This is a genomic window from Streptomyces colwelliae, from assembly GCF_048158785.1.
Taxonomy (GTDB): Bacteria; Actinomycetota; Actinomycetes; order Streptomycetales; family Streptomycetaceae; genus Streptomyces.
Window position 1 is genome coordinate 18514 of record NZ_JBLTJC010000051.1, and the last position, 22862, is coordinate 41375.

Annotated in this window: 27 protein-coding genes and 4 pseudogenes; 16 read left to right on the forward strand and 15 right to left on the reverse strand. The window is 70.4% G+C overall.

The window, feature by feature from the left end; genetic code table 11:
* Positions 1-7 precede the first annotated feature (7 nt).
* Genes ACNFOC_RS13560 through ACNFOC_RS13570 form a run of 3 tightly spaced genes read right to left on the reverse strand, consistent with a single transcriptional unit; the run spans position 8 to position 2012 of the window.
* The gene (locus ACNFOC_RS13560; protein ID WP_416959367.1) at positions 8-745 is read right to left on the reverse strand and encodes a phosphatase PAP2 family protein; all 738 of its coding nucleotides are present in this window, start codon (positions 743-745) and stop codon (positions 8-10) included.
* Positions 742-1347 carry a phosphatase PAP2 family protein gene (locus ACNFOC_RS13565; protein WP_416959368.1) on the reverse strand — a complete coding sequence of 202 codons (606 nt, stop codon included), beginning with the start codon at positions 1345-1347 and terminating at the stop codon, positions 742-744. Before ACNFOC_RS13565 ends, ACNFOC_RS13560 begins: the two co-directional genes overlap by 4 nt.
* Positions 1344-2012: a DedA family protein gene (locus tag ACNFOC_RS13570; protein WP_416959369.1), complete on the reverse strand. Its 669-nt coding sequence runs from the start codon at positions 2010-2012 to the stop codon at positions 1344-1346. Before ACNFOC_RS13570 ends, ACNFOC_RS13565 begins: the two co-directional genes overlap by 4 nt.
* A gap of 124 nt (positions 2013-2136) precedes the next feature.
* Between ACNFOC_RS13570 and ACNFOC_RS13575 the strand changes: the two are divergent.
* A pseudogene (locus tag ACNFOC_RS13575) lies at positions 2137-2457 on the forward strand (BlaI/MecI/CopY family transcriptional regulator); the annotation flags it as partial.
* A 12-nt stretch (positions 2458-2469) separates the two neighbouring features.
* Here the strand turns inward: ACNFOC_RS13575 and ACNFOC_RS13580 are convergent.
* Positions 2470-3269 (reverse strand): IS5 family transposase gene (locus ACNFOC_RS13580; RefSeq protein WP_416959390.1). Its coding sequence is split into 2 segments (ribosomal slippage): positions 2470-2931 and positions 2934-3269, totalling 798 coding nucleotides; the frame shifts between segments, so codons are not numbered across the junction.
* Between the two features lie 836 nt (positions 3270-4105).
* Between ACNFOC_RS13580 and ACNFOC_RS13585 the strand changes: the two genes are divergently transcribed.
* The 4 genes and pseudogenes from ACNFOC_RS13585 to ACNFOC_RS13600 all read left to right on the forward strand — a co-directional run bounded on the left by ACNFOC_RS13585 (position 4106) and on the right by ACNFOC_RS13600 (position 5843).
* Positions 4106-4396, forward strand: coding sequence for a hypothetical protein (locus ACNFOC_RS13585; RefSeq protein WP_416959370.1), 291 nt, complete (start codon positions 4106-4108; stop codon positions 4394-4396).
* Positions 4393-4757, forward strand: a pseudogene (locus ACNFOC_RS13590) (ArsR/SmtB family transcription factor). Before ACNFOC_RS13585 ends, ACNFOC_RS13590 begins: the two are co-directional and overlap by 4 nt.
* Positions 4758-4788: 31 nt before the next feature.
* On the forward strand, positions 4789-5208 hold the full coding sequence (locus ACNFOC_RS13595) for a CBS domain-containing protein (protein ID WP_416959371.1): 420 nt from the start codon (positions 4789-4791) through the stop codon (positions 5206-5208).
* A 110-nt stretch (positions 5209-5318) separates the two neighbouring features.
* Positions 5319-5843 carry a universal stress protein gene (locus ACNFOC_RS13600; RefSeq protein WP_416959372.1) on the forward strand — a complete coding sequence of 175 codons (525 nt, stop codon included), beginning with the start codon at positions 5319-5321 and terminating at the stop codon, positions 5841-5843.
* A 123-nt stretch (positions 5844-5966) separates the two neighbouring features.
* Here ACNFOC_RS13600 and ACNFOC_RS13605 read toward each other — a convergent pair whose 3' ends face one another.
* Positions 5967-6110, reverse strand: coding sequence for a hypothetical protein (locus tag ACNFOC_RS13605; protein WP_416959373.1), 144 nt, complete (start codon positions 6108-6110; stop codon positions 5967-5969).
* 151 nt (positions 6111-6261) lie between these two features.
* On the opposite strand from ACNFOC_RS13605, the gene ACNFOC_RS13610 reads away from it, so the two are divergent.
* Positions 6262-6630, forward strand: a complete 369-nt coding sequence (locus ACNFOC_RS13610; RefSeq protein ID WP_398850533.1) for an ATP-binding protein — start codon at positions 6262-6264, stop codon at positions 6628-6630.
* A 55-nt stretch (positions 6631-6685) separates the two neighbouring features.
* Positions 6686-6856, forward strand: coding sequence for a DUF6126 family protein (locus ACNFOC_RS13615; protein WP_416959374.1), 171 nt, complete (start codon positions 6686-6688; stop codon positions 6854-6856).
* Between the two features lie 11 nt (positions 6857-6867).
* Here ACNFOC_RS13615 and ACNFOC_RS13620 read toward each other — a convergent pair whose 3' ends face one another.
* Positions 6868-7263 (reverse strand): ArsR/SmtB family transcription factor, encoded by a 396-nt coding sequence (locus tag ACNFOC_RS13620; protein WP_416959375.1) that lies wholly within the window; start codon positions 7261-7263, stop codon positions 6868-6870.
* 161 nt (positions 7264-7424) lie between these two features.
* Complete coding sequence (locus ACNFOC_RS13625) at positions 7425-7796, reverse strand: roadblock/LC7 domain-containing protein (protein ID WP_416959376.1); 372 nt, start codon at positions 7794-7796, stop codon at positions 7425-7427.
* Positions 7797-8431: 635 nt separating this feature from the next.
* Here ACNFOC_RS13625 and ACNFOC_RS13630 point away from each other — a divergent pair.
* Positions 8432-9101, forward strand: a pseudogene (locus ACNFOC_RS13630) (hypothetical protein).
* 747 nt (positions 9102-9848) lie between these two features.
* Positions 9849-10412, forward strand: coding sequence for a DinB family protein (locus ACNFOC_RS13635; protein WP_416959377.1), 564 nt, complete (start codon positions 9849-9851; stop codon positions 10410-10412).
* A gap of 165 nt (positions 10413-10577) precedes the next feature.
* Here ACNFOC_RS13635 and ACNFOC_RS13640 read toward each other — a convergent pair whose 3' ends face one another.
* Complete coding sequence (locus tag ACNFOC_RS13640; RefSeq protein WP_416959378.1) at positions 10578-11006, reverse strand: ester cyclase; 429 nt, start codon at positions 11004-11006, stop codon at positions 10578-10580.
* A gap of 517 nt (positions 11007-11523) precedes the next feature.
* Between ACNFOC_RS13640 and ACNFOC_RS13645 the strand changes: the two genes are divergently transcribed.
* The 6 genes and pseudogenes from ACNFOC_RS13645 (at position 11524) to ACNFOC_RS13670 (ending at position 14633) form a co-directional block, all read left to right on the forward strand.
* Positions 11524-11706 carry a hypothetical protein gene (locus ACNFOC_RS13645; protein WP_405848427.1) on the forward strand — a complete coding sequence of 61 codons (183 nt, stop codon included), beginning with the start codon at positions 11524-11526 and terminating at the stop codon, positions 11704-11706.
* A gap of 5 nt (positions 11707-11711) precedes the next feature.
* The gene (locus ACNFOC_RS13650; protein WP_416959379.1) at positions 11712-12050 is read left to right on the forward strand and encodes an ArsR/SmtB family transcription factor; all 339 of its coding nucleotides are present in this window, start codon (positions 11712-11714) and stop codon (positions 12048-12050) included.
* Entirely contained in the window at positions 12047-12568 is a 522-nt protein-coding gene (locus ACNFOC_RS13655) for an ATP-binding protein (RefSeq protein ID WP_416959380.1), read from the forward strand. The genes ACNFOC_RS13650 and ACNFOC_RS13655 overlap by 4 nt, the downstream gene beginning before the upstream one ends.
* Before the next feature lie 431 nt (positions 12569-12999).
* Positions 13000-13500 carry a DUF834 domain-containing protein gene (locus ACNFOC_RS13660; RefSeq protein ID WP_416959381.1) on the forward strand — a complete coding sequence of 167 codons (501 nt, stop codon included), beginning with the start codon at positions 13000-13002 and terminating at the stop codon, positions 13498-13500.
* Positions 13497-13918, forward strand: a pseudogene (locus ACNFOC_RS13665) (pyridoxamine 5'-phosphate oxidase family protein). The gene ACNFOC_RS13660 and the pseudogene ACNFOC_RS13665 overlap by 4 nt, the downstream one beginning before the upstream one ends.
* A gap of 106 nt (positions 13919-14024) precedes the next feature.
* Positions 14025-14633 carry a GNAT family N-acetyltransferase gene (locus tag ACNFOC_RS13670; protein WP_416959382.1) on the forward strand — a complete coding sequence of 203 codons (609 nt, stop codon included), beginning with the start codon at positions 14025-14027 and terminating at the stop codon, positions 14631-14633.
* Positions 14634-14638: 5 nt separating this feature from the next.
* Here ACNFOC_RS13670 and ACNFOC_RS13675 read toward each other — a convergent pair whose 3' ends face one another.
* The 7 genes from ACNFOC_RS13675 to ACNFOC_RS13705 all read right to left on the reverse strand — a co-directional run bounded on the left by ACNFOC_RS13675 (position 14639) and on the right by ACNFOC_RS13705 (position 22445).
* Positions 14639-16117 (reverse strand): hydrogenase large subunit, encoded by a 1479-nt coding sequence (locus ACNFOC_RS13675; RefSeq protein WP_416959383.1) that lies wholly within the window; start codon positions 16115-16117, stop codon positions 14639-14641.
* 3 nt (positions 16118-16120) lie between these two features.
* Positions 16121-17776 (reverse strand): proton-conducting transporter transmembrane domain-containing protein, encoded by a 1656-nt coding sequence (locus ACNFOC_RS13680; protein ID WP_416959384.1) that lies wholly within the window; start codon positions 17774-17776, stop codon positions 16121-16123.
* Positions 17776-18468, reverse strand: a complete 693-nt coding sequence (locus ACNFOC_RS13685; protein WP_416959385.1) for a hypothetical protein — start codon at positions 18466-18468, stop codon at positions 17776-17778. Before ACNFOC_RS13685 ends, ACNFOC_RS13680 begins: the two co-directional genes overlap by 1 nt.
* Positions 18465-19430, reverse strand: a complete 966-nt coding sequence (locus tag ACNFOC_RS13690) for a respiratory chain complex I subunit 1 family protein (RefSeq protein ID WP_416959386.1) — start codon at positions 19428-19430, stop codon at positions 18465-18467. Before ACNFOC_RS13690 ends, ACNFOC_RS13685 begins: the two co-directional genes overlap by 4 nt.
* The gene (locus ACNFOC_RS13695; protein ID WP_416959387.1) at positions 19427-21463 is read right to left on the reverse strand and encodes a proton-conducting transporter transmembrane domain-containing protein; all 2037 of its coding nucleotides are present in this window, start codon (positions 21461-21463) and stop codon (positions 19427-19429) included. The genes ACNFOC_RS13690 and ACNFOC_RS13695 overlap by 4 nt, the downstream gene beginning before the upstream one ends.
* Positions 21460-21942 (reverse strand): NADH-quinone oxidoreductase subunit B family protein, encoded by a 483-nt coding sequence (locus ACNFOC_RS13700; protein WP_416959388.1) that lies wholly within the window; start codon positions 21940-21942, stop codon positions 21460-21462. Before ACNFOC_RS13700 ends, ACNFOC_RS13695 begins: the two co-directional genes overlap by 4 nt.
* A gap of 152 nt (positions 21943-22094) precedes the next feature.
* A complete protein-coding gene (locus ACNFOC_RS13705; protein ID WP_093631627.1) occupies positions 22095-22445 on the reverse strand; it encodes an ArsR/SmtB family transcription factor in 351 nt (116 codons plus the stop codon).
* A gap of 214 nt (positions 22446-22659) precedes the next feature.
* On the opposite strand from ACNFOC_RS13705, the gene ACNFOC_RS13710 reads away from it, so the two are divergent.
* Positions 22660-22845, forward strand: coding sequence for a hypothetical protein (locus ACNFOC_RS13710; protein WP_416959389.1), 186 nt, complete (start codon positions 22660-22662; stop codon positions 22843-22845).
* Positions 22846-22862 lie beyond the last annotated feature (17 nt).

Consider the following 22862-nt stretch of genomic DNA (forward strand, 5'->3'; position numbering starts at 1 on the left):
GTTCTCCCTACTGTTCTCGTGCTGGGTCCGTCCGGCCTCTGGTTGTGCGCATCGCCCCCTTGGCTCCGCGTTCTGTGTCCGTCGCCTTCGTCGCCTCGGGCGTCCAACGCGCGGGCAGCCAGAAGGCCACGGCGCACAGGCACACGCCCAGCCAACCGAGGGCGAACAGCCAGCCGCCGACGATGTCGGTGAACCAGTGGACCCCGAGGTAGGCACGGCTCAGCCCGACCAGCGCGCCCCAGCCTCCGATGATCAGGGCTAGCAGGGTGCTGCCACGCGGGCCGCGGATGCGGACGGCGATGATCAGCAGTCCCGCGGTGAGGGCCGCTGTGGTGGTGTGACCGGAGGGGAAAGCCCAACCGGAGGCATGCGTGTCCCACTCCGGCCAGGGTGGCCGTGGTCGGGCGACGAGCGTCATCACCACGTACCGCAGCGCCTGGCCGGTGCCGAGGCAGGCCAGGCAGAGCGTGACGGCGAGCGCGCGCTGGCGCATGGTGCGTCCGACGATGAGTCCGGCTAACGCGGCCAGCGCGAAGGGAACTCCTCCCGTCCCGGTGGCGGTCACCCCACGGGCGAACGCCACTGCCACCTCCGGCCGGTGAGCGACGGACCACGTAAGGAGGTCGCCGTCTGCGAAGAGCGGTGCGCCGTCGCGGCTCACCACGACCATGGTCAGCGCGCCGAACGCCGTCCATGTCCCGAGTGCGCAGCTGCCGGCCAGTGCGACGGTGTTGCCGCTCTTCATTGCGCCGCCAGCAGTGGACGCAGACAGGTGGCGGTGAGTCGCAGGGCCAGCGCCCCGGTATTCCTGCGTACTGCCGGCATGACGAGCAGCGCGGTGAGGGCGCCCACAGCGACCCCTGCCACCACGTCATGCGGGTAGTGCACGCCGACCCAGACCCGCGAAGCGGCCATCGCACCGGCAGCCACAACGGCGATCGTGCCGAGCCGGCGGGAGAGGAACAGCAGGGCGACGGCCGCCGCGGCGGCGATGGCGGCGTGGTTGCTGGGAAAGGACCAGTCGCCGGGCGCCGGACACGCCTCCAGAGTGGCCACGTGCAAGGTCTGGCAGGGGCGATCCTCATGCACCAGCAGCTTCAGCGCCGCGTCCACTCCGTAGGCCGCGACTACGACGAACGGCACGGCGAGGGCGGTCACCGACGCGGTCGCGCTCACCCGCCGGGCACGCCACCAGCCGACGACCATGAGGACGGCGAACAGGGCGAGTCCGTACGTCGACCATGCCGACACGGTGTCGTCGAGCCAGGCCGGCGTGTGCCGGGCGAGGTTCACCACATCGGTGTACGCCGAGCCGTCGATGGACGAGCCGTCGAGGGCGAGGATCATCCGCGGGCCTCCTTCGCCTTCGCGTCCCGGCGTGTGCGGTACACCTCGGCGGCGAGCGGAATCAGGGACAGGGCCACGATCACCGCGACCATCGGCAGCAGATACCGGTCCACGTTCGGCACGGACGAGCCCAGCGCGTAGCCAGCCAGGGTGAGACCCAGGCTCCACACCAGGCCGCCGGTCACCTGCCACACGGTGAATGTGCGCACCGGTACCCCGAGTGCGCCCGCCATCGGGTTCAGGACCGTGCGCACCACCGGGACGAAGCGGGCCAGCACGATCGCCTTCGCGTACCCATAACGCTCCAGCAGTTCCTCAGCCCGTTTCGCCCCCTCGTGCAGGCGGGCCGAGCGGCTGCGGGCGAGCAGGGCGCCGCCCGCTCTTCGGCCCAGGAGGTAGCCGCACTGCGAGCCCGCCAGCGCCCCCACCGCCGCCGCGACCAGGAGCGGGGCGAGCGACAGCTTCAGACCGCGGTCGGCGGCGCCGGTGCACAGCAGACCCGCCGTGAACAGCAGCGAGTCGCCCGGGAGGAAGAAACCGACCAGCAGTCCCGTCTCCGCGAACAGCACCACGCCCACGCCCAACACGCCGAAGGCGGACAGCAAGGACCGCGCATCCAGCACATTGACAGCGAGCTGCGACGCCAAGTCCATGGCTGTGGTCATCGTGGAGCCCCTTCGCTCTTCGTCCGGACCGCCGGATCGCTGCAACGCTTGCATCCGTCAAGTGACTACAATCCTGTAGACGGTCTACTGAACTGTAGACGAAATCGGAGTGAGGACCGTTCCCATGACCCACGTGAGTTGTGAGAGGCGGCCGGCCAGCGAGCTTGAGACGGCGGTCATGGTCGCGCTGCGGGACGCCGGGGTCCCGCTCACGCCGGAACGGGTGCGGAGCGAACTCCGCTTCGGCCTAGCCCGGACCACGGTGGCGACGACGCTGCCCCGTCTGTACGAGAAGGGCGTCGTCAGCCGAGAGCATCAGGGGCGCGGTTACGCCTACCTCGCCGTGGAGGACGCCCTGGGTCTGACCGCCCGGCGCATGCACACCGAACTCGACCGGGACACCGACCGGGAGACGGTCCTGGCCCGCTTCGTCGCCCAGCTCAGCTTTGAAGTCATCTCATTTGGTGAGTCGGCGGTAGCAGATGAGGGTGCAGGCGATGGCGGCGAAGGCGAGGAAGTGTTCGGCTTTGCGCTCGTAGCGGCGGTGGAGTCGGCGGCAGCCGGTGAGCCAGGCGACGGACCGTTCTACGACCCAGCGGTGGCGGCCCAGGTGGGTGGAGGACTCGATGCCGCGCCGGGCCAGGCGATGGGTGATGCCCCGGCTGCGGAGCCATTGCCGCAGGTGGCGGTAGTCGTAGCCCTTGTCACCGTGCAGCTTGCCGGGCCTGCGGCGGCGCGGACCGCGTCGCGAACGGATCGGCGGGATACTCCGCACGAGCGGCTCCAGGCCCTGGCTGTCGTGCATGTTCGCACCCGAGATGCCGACCGACAGGGGCAGCCCGGTCCGTTCCGTGATCAAGTGGATCTTCGACCCGTACTTGCCGCGATCTACCGGATTCGGACCTGTCAGATCCCCTTTTTCAGGGCCCGCATGTTCACCGAGTCGATCACGCAGCGGGACCAGTCCAGCTCCCCGCGGGATCCGAGTTCGTCCAGGACCAGGCGATGGAGCTTCGCCCACACCCGGGCCTTGGACCACTCGGCGAAACGCCGGTGGGCTGTCGCTCCCGAAGGTCCGAACGAGGCGGAGGGCAGCTGCTGCCACGTGCAGCCCGACGTGGCCACGAACACGATCGCGGCCAGCACCTCTCGATCCCCGTGCCGACGCCGGCCGCCTCCCTGAGGTCGACTCGGCGCCTCCGGTACCACCCGCTGGAACAACTCCCACAACTCATCCGGCACCAGCCGCTCAACGATCCCCACACCGGAAGCCTACCGAACACTCCAAATGAGATGACTTCTTATCAGGTCCAATATCACGCAAGCTCCAGTGAGTTGAGAGCGAAAGGATGGCGGGCCAGCGGCCCTGGCGCTCGGGGTGTCGAGGCCGTTCAGGCGCGGCGGGCTTGAATGAGTTGGTCGACGACCGGGTCGTCGCCTTGGCGGTGGAGAAGGTCGATCGCCTCGACGGTGAAGCCGTGGTCGGTGAGCACGTCCTCCCACAACCGGGGAGAGAGAACCTTCTCCGAACTACCGCTATGCGACCGTGTAAGCCGCGCCGTCACGGGCCTCCGAACAACGCGTGCCCTGCGGCTTCCGCCCGGCGCGCGCCTGGGATAGTTCCGTCGCCAGTCGGCGGCAACGCGGACTCGCGTCCTTCACTCATTCATCGCCGCCGTACCTGCTGGTGCACCCGCCTCACGGGAGGGCTGCGCCAGGTGAGGTCGCGGCTGTCCACCGGTACTTCAGGGGCATGGGCTGCTCCTCCCGCGCCGACCCTGGGAGGAGCAGCCACTAGATGCGTACGTTACCAGTTGCTAAGATTGGCAATTCATGGATTGCCTAGGAGGTGCGATGCGCGTCACACCGATTCGCGGCGGGAGTGCTCCCGTCCTGCTCTGCTCGGCGTGCGGACTGCTGTGCCGGCCCTCCGCGCTGGACGGCCAGGGACGGTGTTCGCGATGCGAGAGTTCCCGGCCCGGTCGGTACGTGTCCGACGCCAGCCGCAAGCCGGCTCGGACCGGTTTGTTGCGTTTCTGGCAGCGACTGGGGTGGTGGTGAGCGTGCGCTGGGACTTCACGGAGCATGACGGCGTGGGTGTACTGCACCTGTTCGGCTTCCTGGGCCGTCAGGACACGCACCGCTTCGAGGGGGCTGTGGACTGGGTCCGCTCCCGCTCGAACGGCACGCTGGTGCTCGACCTGTCCGGCCTGCTCGGCTGGAGCGAGGAGGGTGAGGCCGCCGTGGTGCGTGCCGCACGGAGCCCGCTGGCCGTGTGCGGACTGCTCGATCGCCCCGCGCCGCTGCTGAGCGGCGACACGAGTGGGCTCATCCGGATCTACTCCGACCTCCGCTCCGCCCTGGCCTACCTGGCCACAGCGTGAGCACACCACCGCTGTACCAGCTCAAGGCCGGCTTCTTTAGACCCTCGGCCATCCGGTGCGCGTCTGCGTGCTGGAACTGCTCAGCCTGCGCGAGTACGCCGTGGGCGAGATGCTTCCCGAGGTCGGCGTCGAAGCCGCCCACCTTTCCCAGCAACTGGCCATCCTGCGCCGCGCGAATCTGGTCGCCACGCGCAGAGAAGGGACCACCATCTACTACCGCCTGACCACCCTCGAGGTGGCCGGCCTGCTGGCCGCTGCCCGCGGCATCCTCGGCGGTGTCCTGGCGGGCCAGGCCGGGCTCCTCGCAGATCTCCAGGCCGCGCCGGCCGCTGACCTCCCACCTCACCCGCGCCCGGCCTGACGCTGCCGCCCTCCTGCTCTTGGAGCCGACGATGCCTTCCTCTACGCCCCCCACCGCCGCCGACGCGATGCTTGCGCCGGAAGTCCAGGTCAGCGATCACACCAGCATTGACAGGGCTTTCGACGTGCTCTGCGGATCCCATACGGAGTTCGTCCTCATCCGTGACGACACGGGGCGGTGCGCCGGCCTCGTCACCCGCGAACAACTCGTCGTTCCCGGAGCGAAGCCCTGGTACGCCGAGAACACCCGCGTCCGTGACATCGCGCCCGACCACAGCCCGTTCGCCCGACCCGGCATGGCGGCCGTGGACGTGGCCGCCGAGATGCGGGAACGCTCGCTGGCGGCCCTGCCCGTCGTCGACGACGACGGCTTTGCCCTGGGCATCGTCACCGCCACGGGGCTGGAGACGGTTCTCGCGGCATCGGCCGGCGGCACGGCCGAGCGGCCCTGATGGTGTGCCGGCCGGCGGCTGGGCCTCGTCCCTTCCCTGCGGTCCGCATGATCGCGGCGTCCTGCGGGCCACCCGAGCGTTTCCCTCTCTCACACCAGGAATGACCCACCATGAGCCAGTGGCTACCGCGCAGACGCCACAGCGGCGAGCGGCGTCCGCCCCTGCCCGGCGCGGCACCCGCCCCCGGGGCGGCGCTTCCGCTGCGGCACGATCCCTTCCAGCACGCCATCGTCGTGGGATACAGCGGATCCCCCTCCGACGAGCACACTCTTGCCTACGCCAGCGGCATGGCGCGCCGAGCCGGCAGGGGGCTGGTGATTGTCCATGTGACCCACCGGCTGCCCAGCCCCGGCTGGTGGGAGGGCGGCGATCCCATGGCTCTCCTGGACCTCCCCGATGACAGCAGCGAGCGCCTGACCGACGCCCTGCTCCGTTCCGGGCAGCTCACGCAGGTGCCCTGGGTCGCCGTCCACACTCGCGGCGACATCCGCCGCGGGCTCGAAGAGATCGGCAGGCGGTATGCGGCGGACGCCATCGTCGTCGGCGCGAGCCGCAGCGTCGCCGCCCGGCTGTTCGGCCGCGTCGGCAGCCGCCTGGCCCGGCAGCCGCACCACCCCGTGATCATCATCCCGTAGCGACGGGCACGTCAATCCGCTTCCGGCGGACGGTGGCGTCATCCCCGAGCGGGCAGGCCCCCGCCAGGATCCTCACCCGGCGTACACTTGAAGAATTCTTCAATTAGGCAGTTGCCGAAATTTCTAGGCGCTGAGGAAGCAGAGGGTCATGGGAGCGAGGTCCCGGATCCGCTCGTGCTCGCAGGGCGAGCCGGTCGACGCCGGTCGGATGCGCAGCGGCCGGTGGCCGAACACCGGGGAGGGCGGGAAGTGAGAGGATGCCGACATTGCTGCACGTCCACCTGCGGGACGGGTTGCGCGCGGCGGGGGCGGCGCGGTGACGGGCCGCGACCGGTTCAGGCCGTGCCAGCGGGTCCGGCCTGCGGCGGCTGTCAGCACCGTGCCGCCACCGGTGGCACGGTACTGCGTGTCTGTAGAGATGGCGCCGGAGGCGGTGACACGGGCCCGTGAGGCAGTGGCAAAGGGCCTCGCCGAGGTCGGCGTCATGGCGGATTCCGCATTCGCCGACGCGGTGCTGCTCGTGGTCAGCGAACTGGTCGCGAATGTGGGGCGGCACGCGCCGCGCTGCCCCATCGCCGACGTGGAACTCACGGTAGGAGCGGGGCACCTCGTCGTCGGCGTCGCGGACGACGAACCCCGGCTTCCCGCTCTGGGGCCCGGCGAGCTGGGTGCGGGACTGCAGTTGGTGGCGGAGCTGGCCGCCGCCCACGGGGGCGGCATCGGCGCGAAGCTGACCGTCAACCGCGACGGCAAGGTCGTCCTGGTCCGCTTCCGCATGCCGTCGTAGCAATCGGTTCTTCCCAGCAGGTCCGTGGAGAGTGCAGGGTGAAGGGAGACGGCACGTGAGTGACGAGACGGCCAAGCGGCCGATAGGCAAGAAGAAGGCCAAAGCCAGGGACCGGGACAGCCGGATCCAGCGCGGGGTCACGATCCGGGCGGGCCTGTACATCTTCGGAACGCACATCGTCGCCGCGTGGGTGATGCTGCTCTTCTACCTCGGCCAGCACAAGTAGCGCCCGAGGACTCAGGATCGTGGACTGGTTCCCCCCGGGCGGAGGGTCTGTCTGCTGGGTTCAGCGGGCAACTCGCTCTGGCCAGTGATCAGTTCGAACACGATCCGGCGCGCCGCGCCCAGGAACTCGGCCGCGTCACCGCCGGCCAGGGCGCAGCTGACGGCAGAGCCCTCCCGGATGGACACCACGATCCCCGAGCGGCGCAGAACGGCCAGTTGCTGGGAGAGGCCGGACGGTTCGACCTCGATCTCGCCGAGCAGGTCACGTACGGGGATGGGGCCGTTCTGCAGCAGTTCCAGGACCCGGACGCGTACCGGGTGTCCGAGCATCCGGAAGAACTCGGCCTCGGCCTGGCAGAGAAAGACCTGCGGGGTAAATCTCTCCCTGCCACAAGCGGCGGGCTGCATCCGGGCCCGTTGGCCCCGGCCGGGCCACCGCCGACAGTCATGCCGACCGATCCTCGTGCATCCGGCGCCTCGCACGCCCATGCAATTGATCTGATTCAGATGTGGCCAGTTGAAGAAGTCTTCAAGTCGTGGGCGTGCGGGGCTCTGGAGTGCGCGGTTTTCTACACGTCCAGTTGGCCCTCGACGGTCCTGAGCTGGTGGCGGGCCATGGCGAGGTTCGATTTCTTCCTGTCGAGCACGAGGTAGAGGAACAAGCCGTTGCCGCTGCCCTTGAGCGGCCGGAGGATGTGGTAGTGGCTGACGAGTGTGATCAGGATGTCCTCGATCTCACCCTTGAGTCCGAGGTGTTCCATGGTGCGGAGCTCGGATCGGATCACGTCCGTGTTGCCCGCCGCCGCAACAGTCAGGTCGAGGTCCTTGCCGCCCCCCAGAGTGCCCAGCGCCATACCGCTGGTGAAGTCGACCAGAGCAGTTCCCAAAGCGCCCTCGATCGACGTCATGATGTCCTTCAGGCAGATCTCCACATTGCTCATGCAGGCATCTCCTCCTTGTCGCTGCGAGACTCGGGCGTAGCCCTCCTCGCCGATGCCCCGGACCTTACGTAGCGCTGTGACCCGGCAGCCCCGTTGTTCCTGTACTGGCCGAGGGAGCCCCGAAAAAGGCGGATGATGCGATGCCTGCGACCGCTCATGCTCGGCGAATGGCGCTCCCGGCAACCCCGATGCCGCCATCGACGAACGGATCATCGATTCATGTGGCGTCCGGTAGAGGCACGGGGCGGCTCCGGCTCCAACGGTCGATCGAGCGCGTGCACGGCGCCGGCGCAGCCAGCTGCTACGGGCGGCGGGCCCGGTCGAGGCCTCACCCCCGTCCCGTCCCATTCGCCCTGCGCTGTACGTGATCTTGAGCTAGTCAGCAGGATTCCTGGCACCCGGTGGTGCGTTGGTGGTCCAAGGAGAGACGCTTCGCTCCCTGCGGGGAGATGCAGGTACGCGGTATGTCCGGGGCTCGGACACGAACCCCAACCCGCGATCTGCGGCGTGGGATTCGTGCGTTGCACGCCGATGGCGCCGGTGATGTGACATCTGCGCGCCGTACTCCGCGCGGTAGGTCGGCAGTCGGGTAGGGCAGCATCTGCTCAGCTTCCGCCTGACCGTGAGGGTTCATCATGCGCTCCATCCGCCGTACCGCGTCGTCCGTGCTGCTCGCCACGGTGTTCCTGGCGGGCTGCTCGTCCGTCTCGCCCGGTACCTCTGACTCGTCCTCAGGCGGTGCTCCGGCGCCGGGTCCGTCGGGCACGGGTGCCCAGGGCGGCGGTTCAGGGCGGTCGATCGCGGTCGGGGCAGGTCCGCAGACGACGTACACGGTGCAGCAGCAGCCGGCCGCGGGCTCCTGCCACTACCGGTATCTCAAGGGGGAGCCGTTGGAGGATCCCACGTGCACGCCGGGCGCGGTCTCCCCGGCTGTCACGCAGGCGAACCTGAAGTCGACGATCTGCCGCAAGGGCGGCTAGACCTCCGGCATCCGCCCCTCCACATCCGTGACGGGCAAGGAGAAGAAGCTGAACGCCGCCTCCTACGGCTTCACCGGCCGTATGAGCGATGCCGAGTACGATCACCTCATTAGCCTCCAGCTGGGCGGGGATCCCAACGACTACCGCAACCTGTGGGTGGAGCCGGCCGACCCCGGCCACCGGAAAGGGTCCGGGGTCAACAACGCGAAGGACCCGGTGGAAACTCCACACCGCGGTCTGTAAGGGCAAGGTCACCCTCGCCGCCGCACAGCAGGCGATCGTCACCGACTGGACGACCGCGCTCAGCAGGCTCGGCCTCAGCTGAAGCACCGCGTAGGGGCGTCAAGCAGGCAAATGCACCGGCGCGGGGGCGACTTCACCGGGAGACGGCGCGCCCGGCACACAGGTATGAGACCGTGGCGGTCATCCGGCCCGTCGCTTCCCCCCGTAGCGGCGGGCCGGACCCGTTTCAGCGGGCGGGCCGATGGTCAGGGCGCGGCCAGCGTCGACGGTGACGGAGCCAGCGAGCCCGTAAGAGGATGCGCCAAGGCCCGGGCGGGGCAGCCCGGGCCAGCCGGGATACCGCCGCCCTCCGAGTTCTGACAACGCCGGCAAACCGCGGACTGCTCAGCCGCCGGAGCGTCAGAAACGCTGCGGCAAAGGGAAATTCACTCACCGGTATTTCCCCGTGTAGCGGCTGCCGCGCTGTGCTGTACGCATCCCCGGCGATCGGTCGGTGCGGTCGGGTAAGCCGGATCACTGAGTGTTCGCCGTCTTCGAACATGCAGGTCGGAGGCTCTGGCGTGGCGCTCGCTCGGGGTACTCATGGTGATCACGGGCGGGAGTCGGCGATTTTGATCATCCGTCATGTCATCGGTCGAGACAGTTGCATTTGGGTCACTGAACCCAACCCAGCCGGCCGGGTTGTTAATTTCACGTAATCGCTCGCGGCGGCACGGCCCGAAGGGCACATCAGCCCCCAGCGTCATCTCCCGGTGCGGTACGCTCCCGCGGCCAGCGACGGCGTCCGCGAGGGGCGCAGCCAGGTTCCCGTTGTATGTAGTGTGCGGAAATGACAAGAAGCGAGCGGCTCGCGGAGCAGTTGGACTGGCACTGGCGCACGAACCTGCGGCCGCGGCTGGAGGGTCTTACCGATGAGGAGTACTTCTGGGAGCCGGTGCGCGGCTGCTGGAGCATCCGCCCACGTGGCACGTCGGCCGGACCGATGTCGGAAGGTTCGGGGGAATGGACGATGGACTTCGCGTCCCCTGGCCCGGTGCCGGCGCCGGTGACCACGATTGCCTGGCGGCTGGCACACCTCATCGTCTCCTGCCTGGGCTATCGGGTCGGATGGTACTTCGGCGGCCAGGACGTCGACTCCCAGACATTCGCCTACGCAGAGACCGCTGACGAGGCGCTGAAACAGCTCGACGAGATGTATGGGAGATGGAACGAGGGGGTCCGCGCGCTCTCGGACGCCGACCTGGAGAATCCACCCACGGTGGGTCCCGAGCGGTTTCCCATGGAGAACAGGGTCCTGCACGTCAACAGGGAGCTGATCCATCACGGCGCTGAGATTTCCCTGCTGCGCGACCTCTACCGCTGGCAGGACGGAGCCGTACCGCACCGGATATGACTTTTCGGCAACCGGCGATCGAGCTTCGGAAACCTACGTGGACTCCGTGACGCTCCGTGGCTGCGAGCTTCACTGTGCCTGATCGCCCCAACCGGCCATTGAGTGCCTCAGACGGCCACGATGCGCCCTGCTGCGGCAGGGGCCTGATGGGGTGTCGGCCCGCGCTCAGCGCGACGGAGGCTTCAGCGCGCCGAGTTGTAGCAGCATCGCCAAGTCGTCGCGTACCGCCCAGCGTTCGGCGATCCGTCCGTCGACCAGTCGGTAGGCGAAGGCGACGTCTCGTCGGTAGGTCCCGCCCGGCACGTCGAAGCCTCGGAACGTGCCTCCGGGCCACTCGTGCTCTCGCACGCCGAACTGGACGACCATGTCTCCCTCCGCGACGATGCGTGACTCCACCCAACGGGCCGGATGCTGGTCACGGCGGGCCCGCAGCAGGAACTGCCGCGTGCCCTCGATCCCGGTCGGCATGCCGGGTGCCAGTGCGTGGTTGACCATGTCGGGTGTGCACAGCGCATCCAGCCGGCCAAGATCGCCCACACCGTTGCCCAGCTCGTCCAACTCGCGAACGGCCGCCTTGTTGCGCTCCGTATCCACCCTGTCGAGTGTTCAGCAGTCCCCCGTCGAGCACAACGCGATCGCCGAGGTGACACGCTCAGCTTGGCTCTGAAGTCCCTATAGATCGTCAAGTGGCGGGGCCGGTAGCTCGATGGGGAAATCAGCGATGGCTGTTACAGCGAGAGGCTGGCACGCGGCGAGGGCGTCTACCGGCTGCAGCGATCCGACGGTCACACTGGAGCTCGCGCGGCGGCGTCGCGAGGCGGAGACGGGACCGGTCAGCGGGCTCGGCCGGCTGGCTCTGCGCGCTGGAGCTGACCGACGACCTGTGCCGGGATTCGCTGCGGCGGGGCGATGCCGTTGCCTTCGCCCGCCAGTGCGCCTGTGGGGCCGAGCTGCGTGAGTTCTGTCCCTGCGCGCGGCTGGCCGACGGGTGAGTCCTGAGGGCGCTGTCTCCGCAGGACGGAACTCGGCTGATCCCACGACCTATAATTGAAGAGTTCTTCAATTGGTTAGTTGCGGTGGTCGATAGGTAATGCAGTGTATGGAGGTCGGGGTGGGTGAGGTCGTCGAAGCGCTGCTGGCGCGGGTGCGGGCGGCCCGGGCAGGGCTGGCGGCTGCCGTGGCGGCCGAGGATCCGTATGCCGTAGCGGTGGCGCAGGACGAGCTGGACGACGCGGTGCGGTTCGCCCGCCGGCACGGTCTCGATGTCACGGTGGCAGGGACGGATGAGGAGTGATCGGCATGTCGGTTCCTCTGTACGAGGCGAAGGCGGAGTTCTTCCGCATGCTCGGGCATCCGGTGCGCATCCGGGTGTTGGAGCTGCTGCAGGACGGGCCGATGCCGGTGCGCGACCTGCTGGCCGCCATCGAGGTCGAGCCGTCGAACCTGTCGCAGCAGCTGGCCGTGCTGCGCCGCTCCGGCATCGTGACCGCCACCAGGAACGGGTCCACCGTGGTGTACGAGCTGGCGGGCGGGGACGTGGCCGAGCTGCTGGCCGCCGCACGCCGGATCCTGTCCGTGCTGCTGACGGGCCAACAGGAACTGCTGGACGAGCTGCGCACGGCGGAGTCGACGCGGTGACGGGCGGGCACCCGTTCCGGCCGTGGCGCAGACACCGGCCCGCGGCGGCGATCGAGCATGTGCCGTCGCCGGTGCGCCGTCACATCGTGTCGGTACCGGTGGGGCCGGACGCTGTGCGCCAGGCCCGTGAGGCGATGACCCAGCGCTTCAGTGAGGTCGGTGTTGCGTCGGACTCCGTGTTCGCGGACGCGGTGCTGCTGGTGGTCAGCGAGCTGGTCACCAATGTGCTGCGGCACGCGCCCCGCTCCCCGGTCGCGGACGTGGGGATGACGGTCGGCGCGGGGCAGCTGGTGGTCAGCGTCGCCGACGCCGAGCCGTGCCTGCCCGATCTCGAACCGGGCGCGATGGGGGCTGGGCTGGAGCTGGTGGCGGAGTTGGCCGGCGAGTACGACGGTGACGTCAGCGCGGAACCGGCCGTCGGCCGTGACGGCAAGGTGGTTCTTGTCCGCTTCGGTCTGCCATCGCGGGCCATGGACACGCCCAGGTCGAGGGAAGCAATGAGATGGCCCGGTGCGTGACGAGTCCGGGACGGCCGAGCAGCCGGAGAGTACGCGGCGCAGCGCGACGACCAGGGACCGTGAGTGGCGGATTGGGCGCGGTGTCGCGATCCGGGCGGACTTCTGCATTTTCGGCACCCAATCTGTTCGCCGGGTTCGTATGGATGCTCTTCTACCTCTACCTCGGCGAACATGCACACAAGTGACCGGGCAGCCGACGGCTCGGCTGCCCAGTGGGAGGCCCGCCGCGTAATGGGGGCCGACCGGACCCTGTACGACCACCAGGGCATCGGCGAAGGTGTGGATCGACGGAGCCGGTGGGCGGTCGTTCCTCTCCCGCATACGGCCGCCCATGCCGCCCACCCGGCGGACTACCCTGGACTGGGATTGAAGATTTTTTCAATTTGCTAGTTGCTGTGGACAGCATGGTTGGGGAGAGAGGACTGCCGAGGGTGATCGCTGTTGTGGGGCATGCGGATCTCGCGCCCTGGACCCTGGCCCTGCTGGAGGAGGAGCTGCGCGCGCGGCTGGCCCGGTGTGCCGAGGCGGGCCGGACGGGCCTGGTCCGGGTCGGGCAGGGTCTCCCGGTGGCGTTCGGGCGGGCCGCTCAGCAGGCCGGGCTTGCGCTGGTGGCCGTGGTGCCCACCCTCAACCGTGTGCCCGCTCTGCTGCGGGAGCGGGATAGACGGGCGACCGGGGAGTTGCTGCTCCTCTCCCAGCAGGTGCGGCTGGTGGAATACGACCCGGCGGACCGGGATGCCTGCGTGCGCGCCGACGAGCGGCTGCTGCGCGCGTGTGCACGAGTGGTGGCGATCTGGGACGGCACCGCCTCCAACGGCCGTGACAGCACAGCACACTTGGTGGCCTACGCGCGCAGCCGTGGCATCGACGTCGAGGTGGTGTGGCCTGACGGCGCCGAGCGGCTGCCGCGGCTGGGAGAGGAGTCGTCATGACGGCCGGTAGTCCGCAGCGGGTTCGCATGGTCGAATTGGGCCGGGGCGAGGCGCTGAAGCTGCTGGCCGAGGCGCCGCTGGGCCGAGTGGTCTTCTCCCACCAGACGCTGCCCGCGATCCGCCCGGTCAACCACCTCGTGGAGGCGAACGATGACATCGTCATCCGCACGCACACTGGGGCCGCCCTGCGCGGTCGGAGATGGTGGCCTACGAGGCCGACGATCTCGACCCGGCCACCCGCACCGGCTGGAGCGTGGTCGTCACCGGCGCCGCCGGCCCCGTGACGGACCCCGCCGAACTCGCCCGCTACCGGACACAGCTCACGCCCTGGGTCGACACGGAGATGGAGCATGTGGTGCGCATCCACGCCGACATCGTGACCGGGTACCGGCTCGTGGAGCGCGACGCAGGCGCCTGACGAATCGGCTGGTGAGGGTGCTGTCGGCGGGTCGGGAGCCGGCTCGCGTGTGGCGGCACCGGACAGGGAATTACGTGGGCTCCCAGGTCGCTGGCAGGATCTCGGAATGGCTTCGATCTCCCCAATACCCCCGGTTGCTCCCGTGCCCTGCGTCGTTCCCGCCGGCCGGATGGCCCGGACGCCTCAGCCTCTGCTCGCCCTGCCCGGCGGGCTGGAGTTGCGCCCGTGGCATTCTCGGGACGCTGGCGTCCTCGTGGCCGCCGGCCAGGATTCTGCCATCCGGAAGTGGAACCGCCTGGTCGTGGCGTCATCGGATGACGCGCGCCGGAGGATCGAGCGCATGCACGAACGGTGGCGGGCCGAGGAGGCCGCGATCTGGGCCATCGCCCGGGCGGACACAGGCGAGGCCGTGGGTCTGATCGGCTGGGGCGACATCGACCTCGACGACGGCAACGCCGAGATCGTTTACTGGGTTCTGCCCGCGGCACGCGGTGGCGGTGTCGTCGTCGAGGCGACCAAGCGGCTCAGCCGGTGGGCCCTTGAGGACCTGGGCCTGCACCGCCTGCGCCTGTGCCACTCGACCGCGAACCCGGCGTCCTGCCGGGTGGCGGAGAAGGCCGGCTACTCCTTCGAAGGTACCCAGCGCAGCGCGCTGCTGCACGAGGACGGGTGGCACGACGAGCACCTGCACTCCCTGGTGCAGGGAGACATCTGAGGCGTCTACAGGTCGTTGCCCGCGTAGGAGAGATTGAAGCTCTTGTTGGTCAGCGGGAAGTCCGGGACGATCGTGTCGCTCAACGCGACCGGCAGCGCGGGCCAGTTGAAGAAGGACGGGTCGACCGGCTTGACCCGTTTCAGGGTGCCGTCGGCGGCGAGTTCGACGCGCGTGGCGATGGTGCCGCGCCAGCCCTCGACGAGGCCGACGCCGCTACGAGGGCCTGCCCCCGCAGCGGGCGCGGGGCCGAGGACCGGGCCGGTGGCGACGCAGTCGCGCAGTTCCCGGATCAGTGTGAGGGAGGCGTCGATCTCTTCGGCGCGGACCAGGAAGCGGGCCAGGACGTCGCCGTTGGTGTGGACGGGGACGTTCGCGGGGTGCCCGTGCGGGGCGAAGGGGTGGGCGATCCGGGCGTCCTGGTCAAGGCCGCTGGCGCGGGCGACGTAGCCGAGGCAGCCGATGTCGCGCGCGGCCTCGGTGCGCAGGATCGCGGTGCCGGTGAACCGGTCGTGCACGGTGGAGTGGCCGAGCGCCAGCCGGACGATGTCGCGGATGTCGTCGCCGATGGCCTCCAACTGCGTAGGACTGGGCAGGGTGCGCAGGGCGCTGCCGCCGGGGATGACACCGCCGCGCAGCAGCCGGTGTCCGGTCACCGTGTCGTTGAGGCGCAGGAGTTGTTCGCGCACGCGCTGGGCGTGGGCGTTGAGGATGCCGTGGCCGACGTCGTTGCAGAGCATGCCGAGGTCGGCCACGTGGTTGTGGAGGCGTTCGAGTTCGAGCAGCAACGCGCGGGCGCACTGGGCCTGTTCGGGGACGGCGGTGCCGGTGGCCTCCTCGACGGCCAGGCAGTACGCGAGGGCGTGGCCGACGGCGGTGTCGCCGCTGATGCGCTCGGCCAGCGGCAGCCCGGCCGCGACGCTACGGCCCTGGAAGAGTTTCTCGATGCCCTTGTGGACGAACCAGAGGCGGGCCTTGAGTTTGAGGATGGTCTCGCCGACGACGGAGAAGCGGAAGTGGCCGGGTTCGATGATCCCGGCGTGGACGGGGCCGACGGGGATTTCGTAGACGCCGTCGCCGGTGACTTCCAGGAAGGGGTAGGGGCCTTCCTGTTCGCTGAAGGCGGGCGGGTTGCCGGCGTCGGGGTGCATCGGGTACCAGCCCTTGGGCCAGTGGAAGTGTCGGACCAGGCGGCGTGGTTGGGGGTGGTCGAGGGGCACGATGCCGTGCAGGTCGTGCATCTCGCGCTCGAACCGGCCTGCGGGGAAAGACAGATGGGCCAGGCTGGGCACCTCGGGGTGGCCGGGGTTGAGGCGTACGTGGAGCTCGATGCGGGTGTCGGGTGGGCCGGAGACGAAGAGGTAGACCAGGCGTACGGCGTCCTCGTCGTGGTGCGCGGCAACCAGGGCCAGGCGGTGCCCCTCGCGCAGCAGCGCCTCGGCCCGCTTGCGCAGTTCGCTGGTGTTCACCTCGTGCACGGTGCGCATCGGTCAGGGCCTTTCCAGGACGGCGGCGGCCTGGGTGAGCAAGTGGCCCAGCGGGCCGGTGGCGATGCCGAGAGCGGCGCAGGCCGCCAGACCGGCAGCGAGGGGCCACAGGGCAGAGGGTCTTTCCCCGGTCGCCTCCGCGGGCCCCAGCAGCATGCGCGCGGTGCGGGTGGCGAATGCGGCGAAGGCGACCAGGACCAGCAGGAGGGCGGTGGCCGTGGCCCACCCGAGGCCCGCTCCGGCGGCGAATCCGGCGCGGGCGATGCCCAGTTCGGAGGCGAAGAGGCTGAACGGCGGGAAGCCCAGCAGCGCCACGACAGCGAGCCCGAACAGTGCGCCCAGCCAGGGCGTTCGAGCGAGCAGCCCGCGCACCCGGCCGATCTTCGTCGTGTCGCGCAGGTGCAGGATCTGCCCCGAGGCGCAGAACGCGGTGGCCTTGGCGAGTCCGTGCCCGGCGATGTGCAGCAGGGCGGCGGACAGAGCGAGCGGGCTGCCGATCGCCGTGGCGAGGGCGATCAGGCTCATGTGTTCCATGCTGGAGTAGGCCAGCATCCGCTTGTAGTCGCGCTGGGCCAGCAGCAGGCCGGCGGCGACGGTGAGGGTCAGCAGGGCGATTCCGGCCAGCAGGACACGGGTGAAGTCCGGGCCCAGGGCCGCATCCGCGATGACGCGGTAGCGCAGGATCGCGGCGAAGGCGACGGACAGCAGAACGCCGGACATCAGGGCGGAAACGGGGGCGGGTGCCTGGCTGTGCGCGTCGGGCAGCCACGCGTGCAGCGGGACCAGGCCCGCCTTGGCGCCGTAGCCGAGGACCACCAGGCTGATGCCGAGCCGGGTGACGGCCGGGTCGAGCCGGTCCGCCTGGGCCACCAGCGTGGGCCAGTCCAGCGCCCACGCCTCGGCGATGCCCGCCTGCCGGGCCGCGTAATACAGGAGCACGGTGCCCAGGAAGGCGAGCGCGATGCCCGCCGAGCAGATCACCACGTACTTCCACGCGGCCTCCACAGATGTACGGGTGCGGCGGTGGCCGACCAGGAACGCCGTGACCACGGTGGTCGCCTCGATCGCCACCCACAGCACACCGAGGTTCGCGCTCACCACGGCCAGGCACATCGCGCCCAGGAACGTCTGGACCAGCATGTGGTAGCGCCACACGGTCCAGGCCGTCGCGTCCCCGCCGGCCCGCTCCGCCGCCAGATGCGCGGGCGCCGAAGCACAGGCGATGAACGCGACGGCGCCGACGACCAGCAGCATCCACACGGTCAGCGCGTCGGCCCGCAGCAGCCCGGAGTACGCGGACACCCACCCGCCGTCGACTCGCTCCGCAGCCAGCAGTGCCGCGCAGGTGAGGATCACCGTCGGGGAGGCCAGTGCGGCCCAGTCGGACGGGTGACGGGCCCGCGCCGGGGAGGCGACGGCCGGCTTCCCGGGTGGGGAAGCGGCTGCCGCTTCTTTCCTCTCCGGAAGGCCCGCAACGCCCGCCGCAGTGAGCACAGGGGCTTTCCGCACCCGGGGTGGACGGCTCTCCTGCGTGCGCCGGACCGCCGGCAGCCCGCGCGGCACCTCATGCCTGACGAACCCGGTGAGCGCGTACCCGGCGGCCACGGCCAGCGGAACGGCGGCGGGCGCGGTCAGCAACAGCGCGGTGGTGGCGGTCATCAGTCGTGCAGCTCCCGCAGGTCGTCGATGTCGGTGGTGCCGAACGCCTCCCGCACCCGCACGGTGAGCAGTTGCAACACCAGGACGGCGAGCAGCACGTCGAAGGAGACGCCGAGTTCGACGATCAGCGGCACCCCGGAGGCGGCCAGGAAGGCGGTCGCCGTGATGCCGTTGTCCAGCAGCAGGAAGCCGACCACCTGGGCGAGCGCACGGCGCCGGGTGACCAGCACGAAAAAGCCGATCAGGACCACGGCCAGGCCCACCGGCAGCGCACGGGTGGCGGGCGTGGGATCCAGCTCGACCAGGGGACGGGCGACGGCGTAGGCGAGGAGGGTCAGCGCGGCGGCGGTCAGCAGGGACGCAGCGACATTGACCAGCGGCTGGGTCTCGCGCGCCTCCTCGTGTCCCTCATGGCTGCCGTCCCGCTCGGCGACGAATGCCTTGAGGGCGCGGCGGATCAGGTAGGGCAGCAGGCCGGCCCGCAGCGCTCCTATCCCCACCGCCACCACGAGCAGGCCCCACCGGCCCTCGTACAGTCCCAGGAGCAGGGCGATCGCCGCGAGTGCGACGCCCTGGAGCGCGAAGAGCCGGACGATGGCGGCGAGTTCGCGCCGCCACAGCACCACCACGGCGGCCAGCAGGAACGCCCCGCAGGCCAGGTCGAGCAGCTGGGTGAACAGGCCCTCGCTCATCGCGCTCCTCCCTCTGCGCCCAGGAAGTAGGAGGCCGTCACCGCGAGCAGCGCCAACAGGAAAGACCCGGCGAGGAGTTCGGGCACCCGGAACAGCCGGAGTTTGGCCCAGAACACCTCCGCCGCCGCCAGCGCCATGCCCAGGACCATCACCTTGAGCACCACCAGCAGCAGGGCGAGCAGCACGGCGGTGAGCGAGGCGCCGGTGGCGATGCCCCACGGTGCGAACAGCGAGGCCAGCAGCCCCAGCAGCACGGTCAGCCGCAGCTGGGCACCGAACTCCACCATGGCCAGGTCGGGCCCGGCGTATTCGAGGACCATCGCCTCGTGGACCATGGTCAGTTCCAGGTGGGTGGAGGGGTTGTCGACCGGCAGCCGGCCGCTCTCGGCCAGCACCGCCACCGCGAGCGCGGCGATCGCCAGCAGTCCGGCCGGAGAGGTGAGGCGGGCGGGCTGGTCGGCGGCTCCGGCGACGATGACCGGGAGGTTCGTCGACCCGGCCGGTATCGACAGCGCGAACACCGCCACCAGGATGGTGGGTTCGACCAGCGCGGCGATGGTCATCTCCCGGGAGGCACCCATCCCGCCGAACGCGGTACCGGTGTCCAACCCCGCGAGCGCCAGCGCCAGCGTGCCGAGCGCCAACAGCGACACCACCAGGATCAGGTCCGCGCGCGCCCGCACCGGCGTGTCGGTGGAGACCAGCGGCACCAGGACGGCCAGCACCAGCGAGGTGGCGACCAACAGGGGCGGCGCCCAGCGGAACGCGGGGCCGGTGCCGATAGGGGTGATCGGTTCCTTGCGCAGCAGCTTGCGAACGTCCCGCCAGGGCTGGAGCACCCCGGCGCCGGCCCGCCCCTCCAAGCGGGCTCTCGTCTGCCGCATCAGCCCGGTCAGCAGGGGCGCCCCGGCCACCACCACGCCCACCTGGAGGACGATCGCTGTGTATCCGACCGTGTTCACCAGCCCACCACCAACACCACCAGCAGGGCGACCAGCCCGAAGAAGCCGTAACCGAGATAGGCGTGCACGCTGCCGCCCGCCAGGCGTCGCGCCGACTGCCCGGCCGCAGCGAGGAAGTCGAGGACCGGCCGGTACAGGCGGTGCTCGATCCGGTCGGGCACCCGGTTGCGGAAAGCCACCCGCTCCACGAGATACGCCGACTCGCGCACCGGCGTGACATCCACGTCCTGCTCCGGGGCGAGCACGTCGTCGAAGACCCGCTGCAGCGGCTCCGCGAACGAGGTTGCGGTATACGCCATCCGCGGCGTCGGCGCCCCGCCCCCGCAGTCCCACAGCCGAGCGTTCAACCGCCGCCGCTGACGCCGCGACGCCCACCTCGTCGTCGCAGTGACCGCGCCCAGCGCCACCGTGAGCGCCGCCACCACCCACAGCGGGGACAGCGAGGCGGATACCTCGTCCAGGCGCACCCGCAGTCCGCCGCCGGATACCGGGTGCGTCCCGGCGAAGCCGACCGCTGCCACCGCGCGGTCCAGGCCGTCGCCCAGCAGCCCCGGCACCAGGGCCAGCGCCGTACACAGGGCCGCGAGCAGCCCCATCCCGGCCAGCATCAGCAGCGGCGACTCCTGTGCCGCGGCGGCCTGTGCGGTGCGCGGCCGGGCGAAAAAGCCCACACCGAGCGCCTTGACGAACACCGCCGCCGCCAGCCCCGCCGACAGGGCGATCACCGCCACCGCCAGCGGCAGCACGATCGCCGTGGTCACCCCGGGCACCGCCAGCCCGTGGATCATCGACTGCAGCAGCAGCCACTCGCTGACGAACCCGTTGCCCGGCGGCAGCGCCACCGCCCCCAGCGCACCGAGGGCGAACAGTCCCGCCGTTATGGGCATCCGGGCCCGCAGCCCGCCCAGCAGATCCAGGTTCCGCTCCCCGGTGGCCCGCAGCACCGAGCCCGCCGCGCAGAACAACAGGGCCTTGAACGCCGAGTGGTTGACCACGTGCAGCAGCGCCGCCGCGAGCGCCAGCCCGGCCAACGCCTTGTCACCGGCGTGGGCGAACAGCCCGGCCGCCCCGACACCGAGCACGACCAGCCCCATGTTCTCCGAGGTCGAGTACGCCAGCAGCCGCTTGAGATCCGAGGCCATCGCGGCCTGCAGGATCCCGTACACCGCCGACAGCCCGCCCATCGCCATCACCAGCAGCCACCACCAGGCCGGCCCTCCGCCCAGCAGATCGAACCCGACCCGCACCAACCCGTAGACACCGAGGTTCACCATGGCCGCACTCATCAACGCCGAGACCACGCTGGGCGCCTCCGGGTGCGCCCGGGGCAGCCACGCGTGCAGCGGCACCAGACCCGCCTTCGACGTGAACGCCACCGCCGTGAGCACGAACACGAGCCCGCGCACGGTCGGCGACATCCCCGCGGTGCCGGTGCGCAGGGCGGCGAACGTCTCTCCGCCGGCCTGCGACGCATACACGGACAGGCCCGCGAACAGCAGGACAAGGCCCAGGTGGGTCATCACGGCATACCAGACGGCCGCCTCGCGCACCGACGCTCGCGCCCTGTGCTCGGCCATCACGAGGAACAGCGAGGTCAGCGCCATCAGCTCCCACAGCAGCAGGAACGTCGAGACCGAGGCCGCCGCCGGCACCAGCACGAGGGTCAGTGCGAACAGCGGCAGGAGCCCCTGCGCGCCCCGCGAGCCGAAGCCCTGCGCGCCGTGCCCGGCCACATAGCCGACACCGTAGACGGCCACCGCCGCCACCACGGCCCCGGCCACCGCCATGAACAGTCCGGACAGAGCGTCCACCGCGAAGTGCGTCCCAGCCAGCGGGAGCAGCCCGGGAATTTCGGCCGACCAGCGGCTTCCGCCCAGAGCGGCCACACCCGACGCACCACCCGCCACCCCCACACCCGCTGTCAACACACCCACCACCGCACCCCGGCCCCGCTGCGGCAGCACCAGCCCGGCCGCAGCGCCCGCCACGCCCAGTCCGGTGGCCGTCGCGAGGGCGGCCGGGATCAAGCTCACCGTCCGGTCACTCTCCGCAGCGCGGCGACGATCTCGTCCGGCCGCGGCGGGCACCCGGGCACCACCAGATCGACCGGTACGACATCGGAGACGGCGCCCTCGACGCCGTAACCGCCCGCGAACTCCCCGCAGTTGATCGCACAGTCCCCGACCGCGACCACCAGCCGCGGCTCCGGCATCGCGGCGACCGTACGGCGCAGCGGCTCGGCCATGTTCCGCGTGACCGGCCCCGTGACCAGGGCCACGTCCGCGTGCCGGGGCGAGGCCACCAGACGGGCACCGTACCGCTCGGCGTCGTAGACCGGGTTGAAGGCGCCCGCGATCTCGATCTCACAGCCGTTGCAGGACCCCGCGTCCACACAGCGCACCTGCACCGAGCCGCCGAACTCCCTGGCCGCGGGAAGCTGTTCACCCTCCGGCCGGGGCGGGGCGGGCTCGGCCACCCGCCCGGTGTCCCGGATCTTGCGCAACAGGCCCATGAACCCTCCCTGACACGGTGAGGACTTGCTCGTGGGTGTCCAACCGGCCACCCACGAGCGGAGTTACAGCATTTGGCGGTCGAGGCGGCCGCCTCCCGCACCAGGGAGCACTGTCAACTCCCGAAAGACGGCCGCCGGTTGAGGGGCCGCCGCTACGACGGCGGTTTGGCCTGCGCCTGGGCGGCCTGCAGGTCGGCGAGGAGTTCGGCCTGCCCGGCGAGCACGCCGGACAGGATGGTGCGGGCGACCCGGAGCAGCTCGGCGATGTCAGGGCTGGTCAGCGAGTAGTACACGGTGGAACCCTCCTTGCGGGTCACCACCAGGTTCGCCCGCCGCAGCACCGCCAGTTGCTGGGAGAGGTGGGCGGCCTCGATGCCCACCTCGGGCAGCATCTCCGCCACCGCGTGCTCGCGCTCGCTCAGCAGCTCCAGCACCCGGATGCGGGCCGGATGGCCGAGCGTCTTGAAGAACTCGGCCTTCAGCTGGTACAGCGGCGTACTCATCGTGTCGTCCCCTCCCCGGTCCAGCAGCACGGCCGCACCCGACCGTCCTCGGCCCATCGCATCCACCCACTCATCACACACATGCGGCCATCCTCACCTGCGGCCACGGTCACACCGAATCCGCGCACGAGAACCCAGCTGCCCGAAACCAGCGGCAACGACCTCAACAATTGCTAACATTAGCAAGTCCATACGTGTTGCGAGGGAGGCTTGCGTGAGAATCATTCCGCTGCGCGGCCCCGGGGTCGCCTGGTACAAGTGCCCCGCCTGCCGCCTCAAGTGCCGCCCTACCGCCGTCGGCCCGGAGGGCGCGTGCCCCCGGTGCGGGCACTCCCACATGATGCGGCTGTCCTTCGGCGGCCGGGGCGCGGCGTCCGAGCCGCCCGGCGGCCGGAACTGACCGCAGCGGCACAGGGG